General features: G+C 73.6%; 7 protein-coding genes. 2 read left to right on the forward strand and 5 right to left on the reverse strand.

Annotated features, from left to right (window positions below; all coding sequences use genetic code 11):
* The 4 genes from ABZ570_RS13075 to ABZ570_RS13090 form a co-directional block, all read right to left on the reverse strand.
* On the reverse strand, positions 1–684 hold a 684-nt coding region (locus ABZ570_RS13075), incomplete at its 3' end, for a PH domain-containing protein (protein ID WP_358061483.1).
* A gap of 6 nt (positions 685–690) precedes the next feature.
* Complete coding sequence (locus ABZ570_RS13080; RefSeq protein ID WP_007455302.1) at positions 691–849, reverse strand: hypothetical protein; 159 nt, start codon at positions 847–849, stop codon at positions 691–693.
* A 118-nt stretch (positions 850–967) separates the two neighbouring features.
* On the reverse strand, positions 968–1,666 hold the full coding sequence (locus tag ABZ570_RS13085) for a DUF6758 family protein (RefSeq protein ID WP_358061486.1): 699 nt from the start codon (positions 1,664–1,666) through the stop codon (positions 968–970).
* Positions 1,667–1,729: 63 nt separating this feature from the next.
* The gene (locus ABZ570_RS13090; protein WP_358061489.1) at positions 1,730–2,353 is read right to left on the reverse strand and encodes an RNA methyltransferase; all 624 of its coding nucleotides are present in this window, start codon (positions 2,351–2,353) and stop codon (positions 1,730–1,732) included.
* A gap of 322 nt (positions 2,354–2,675) precedes the next feature.
* Between ABZ570_RS13090 and ABZ570_RS13095 the strand changes: the two genes are divergently transcribed.
* Entirely contained in the window at positions 2,676–2,891 is a 216-nt protein-coding gene (locus ABZ570_RS13095; protein ID WP_358061492.1) for a hypothetical protein, read from the forward strand.
* 26 nt (positions 2,892–2,917) lie between these two features.
* Entirely contained in the window at positions 2,918–3,145 is a 228-nt protein-coding gene (locus tag ABZ570_RS13100) for a hypothetical protein (protein WP_358061495.1), read from the forward strand.
* A 39-nt stretch (positions 3,146–3,184) separates the two neighbouring features.
* Here ABZ570_RS13100 and ABZ570_RS13105 read toward each other — a convergent pair whose 3' ends face one another.
* Entirely contained in the window at positions 3,185–3,676 is a 492-nt protein-coding gene (locus tag ABZ570_RS13105) for a hypothetical protein (protein ID WP_358061498.1), read from the reverse strand.
* Positions 3,677–3,869 lie beyond the last annotated feature (193 nt).

The following is a 3,869-nucleotide window of genomic DNA, read 5'->3' on the forward strand; positions in this document are numbered from 1 at the left end:
GCTCGGGCTCTGCTCGTACTTCATGTCGGTGACCCGGGCCAGCGGCATCATCGCCACCTTCCGGGTGACGATGCCGTTGACCACCATCACCCGTTTGTTGGTCAGGATGAAGCGGTCGTACCACCAGTCGGCGACCCGCCAGGCGACCCAGGCCATCACCGCGAACCAGAGCAGCACCGCGACGGTGGTCAGCGCCCCGACGTTCCGCCCGGCGAGGAAGCCGGAGAGGTAGCCGAGGACGAAGGTGGCGGCGACGCCGATGATGATCGGCGTGGAGAGGTGGATCCAGTGCCGCTTCCACTCGCCCCGGTAGCGCTCGGTGGGGAACAGGTAGCGGGCCACCAGCGAGCTGGGCTCGTCCTCCAGCGGCAGCACCCGACGGGGGGCCATGCCGGCGGCGTCGGCGCGCAGCCCGGCCAGCTCGTCCTCGGAGATCTGCGGCGGCTGGTAACCGCCCTCCGGGTCGCGGATCCAGGCCCGCCCGGAACGGCCCTCGCCGGCGTAGCCCGGCTCGTCGCCGAAGGCCGCGTCGTCCGAAAGGGAAGGACCGTCGCCGTAGCCGGGGCCCGGGCCGTAGCCGGGACCGTCGTCAGGGTCTATCCGGGGGATGGGCTCGGTGTCTCGCTCCCGGCGCTCCCGGTCGGGATCGTCGGGGTCGTAGGGCGGACCGGAGGGGCTTCCCATCGGCGGTTAGGCGACCAGGCTGGTGAAGAAGTCGCCGAAGCCCTGAGCGATGTCCATGATGCCGCCGCCGAGAGACTTGAAGACGTCGGCGGCGGAGTTCGGCCGGTAGGCAACGAAGAAGATCAAGAATGCGATGCCGGCCCAGGTGAGGACCTTCTTGACCATGGCGGGCCATCCTCTCGCGCGGCGCCGGGTCCGTTTACCGCAGTGGTACCCAGAGTATCAGCATGGTGTCGTACAGTGAATATCTGCGTCCGTCTTCCGACCACCGGCGCCGGCCCGGTCAGGCCTGCCCGTGGAGGTACGGAGACGGTGCGCCGTACACGAGTTCGGGCGGAGTCCACTCGGTGAGGTCGTGCAGCACGACTTCTTCCGCGAGGAGGTGACCCGCACTCGCCGGCCAGGCTATCGCATGAAGCCACATTCCCCGAGCCTCGCCGGCGTACGCACTTCGATCGGTCGGCGAATTCACGAGCCACAGTGGAGTGGGGTGGCCACCGACCCGGATCTTGGCGCTCGGCACCCGTTCGGGATGGCCCGGGCCGGGCTCCGTCAGCGCCTCCGCGACCTGCGGACCGGGGTCGGGACCGGGCAGGCCGGCGAAGCGCGAACCCAGCCCGACGCCCGGCTCCTCGGCCACGAAGAGCAGGTCGGCCGGCCCGCCGTCGAACGGGGCCGGGCCGGCGCAGGCCACCGCGGTGGCGCGTACCCCGGCGCGGTCGTCGCCGGCCCAGGCCACCCCGCTCAGCGTCCAGCCGGTGGGCAGCGGCCACGGGCACCAGAGCGGCACCCCCGACCGGCCGGCCGGATCGGCGTCGGCGGCCACCCGACCCACCACGCTGGCCAGGATCTCGGCGCCGATGCGCTCGGGGACGTGCAGCGGGGGCACCGGGCCGCAGCGCAGGCACCGCGACTCACCGTGCATCAGGTCCGGCCCCCGGACGGACCCGCCACACCTCGGACAACTCATCGCGACACTCACGTTTCCACCGTCACCCGGCATCGGCGGGGCGTCAAGCGGAGCGGGCGGATCGGGCGAATGGCGTCAGTCCGGCGGCGGCCCGGCGTAGGCGCGGATCCAGGCGTGCATGGCGATGCCACTGGCCACCCCGGCGTTGATCGACCGGGTCGAGCCGTACTGGGCGATGGAGAAGAGCTGGTCGCAGGCGGCCCGGGCCACCTCGGACAGCCCCGGCCCCTCCTGGCCGAAGAGGAGGACGCAGTGCCGCGGGAGGACGCTCGTCTCCAGCGGCTTCGAGCCGGGCAGGTTGTCGATGCCCACCACCGGCAGCTCCCGTTCCGCGGCCCAGGCGACGAACTCCTCGATCGTGGGATGGTGGCGCACGTGCTGGTAGCGGTCGGTCACCATGGCCCCGCGCCGGTTCCACCGCCGCCGCCCGACGATGTGCACCTCGGCCGCGAGGAAGGCGTTGGCGTTCCGGACCACCGTGCCGATGTTGAAGTCGTGCTGCCAGTTCTCGATGGCCACGTGGAAGTCGTGCCGGCGCCGGTCCAGGTCCGCCACCACCGCCTCCCGCCGCCAGTAGCGGTAGCGGTCCACCACGTTGCGCCGGTCGCCCTCGGCGAGCAGCTCCGGGTCGTACCGCGGGTCGTCCGGCGGGTCGCCGGGCCACGGCCCCACACCCACGTCGAGCTGGTCGTCGGTCACGGTTTCCAGAGCGTACGGCCCGGACCGGTGCCCGCCGCCGCGAGGGTTCGGGCACCCGCCGACCGAGCGGCCGGCGTCGGCCGCCGAACGGGTCCTCGGGACAAGCCGACATCGCCTAGGCTGCCGCCACGATCGGGGGTGCCGGATGAGGGCGCGGATACGACGCACCGCGGTGGCGGTCCTGCTGGCGAGCGTGGCGACGGGCTGCGGCCCGGGTGGGCCGGACGGTGCAGCGGGACCGGCCGCCGGTGGTCGATCGTCAGGCACGAGCACGGCAACCGGAGCGTCCCCCGGACCGTGGCCGAACCCCAGCGCGCTGCCGGTGGACCGAGCGCTGCGTACGGGCATCCGGATCGGCGACGACGAGCTGATGCTCAGCCCGTCTCGTGATCACATCGTCGACATCACCTGGTTCGACACCCGCACCGGCCGCTACCACGATCTGCCGGAGGACGAGAACTTTCGTTCGGTCTACGGCAACGGTGAGTCGCTGCCCTTCTTCGAGGTACGCGAGCGGCCCGCCCCGGACGGCCGCTGATCACGTACGGCTTCGCCTCGGCCCGCGTGGCGCGGGCGACCATCACCCAGCCGGGCTTCCCGGCCACCACGCTGACCCTGGCACCGTGGGGCGGAGAGGTCACCGCGACCCTGTTCTGGGCGGCGCGGGCCGGCCGGCCGCTGGCCGTGGAGGTGCCCGGGCAACGCGCCGTCTGCACCCTCTACGACCCGGCCGGACAGGTGATCGCCCGGCTGGTGCTCGCCGAGACGCAGGGCGTACAGAAGGGCGGCTGACGCCCGGCCCGGCAGCCGGTGCCGGTCGGACGGACCTGGTCAGCGCAGGCCGAGCGCACCGCCGAGTCGGTCGAGGAAGCGCCGGTCGGCGGGGCTCCACCCGGCCTCGCCGGCCCGGCAGACCCGGGCCGCGACGGACTCCACCCACTGCCGGTAGGCCGCCGAGTCGGCCGGGTCGGCACGTCGCCGGAGCACCCGCACCGCGGCCCGGCAGGCGGCGAGCAGGTCGACCATGTCGGTGAGCTGGTCGTCCCGCTCGGTGGCGCCGTCGTGCCGGGCGTAGATCGCGGAGACCACGGCCCGGACCAGGTCGCTGTCGAACCCCCGACCGGCCGCCACGGCGTCGAGCCCGGCCAGCCCGGCGGCCACGCCGCGCGGCGGGCGCCCGGGCCCGGGCGAGGCGGCGGCGACGAGGACCCGGCCCGGCAGTTCGGTCAGCAGGTCCCACTCGGCGGCGGAGTAGACGGCGGTGGTCAGCGGTGCGGCCCGGCGGCCGGCAGCGGGCGGCTCTCCGGCGACCGAGTGGCTCATGCCGCCGCTCCGCTCCGCTCCGCGGCGTCCTGAGGCACCCACGCGCCGAGCCTGATGGTTCGCTCGCTGCGCTCGCTCACGTCGCCGCTCCGCTGCGCTCCACGACGCCGTGAGGCACCCACGCGCTGAGCCTGTTGATTCGCTCGCTGCGCTCGCTCACGTCGCCGCTCCGCTGCGCTCCACGACGCCGTGA

Source organism: Micromonospora sp. NPDC007271, assembly GCF_040634005.1.
GTDB lineage: Bacteria > Actinomycetota > Actinomycetes > Mycobacteriales > Micromonosporaceae > Micromonospora.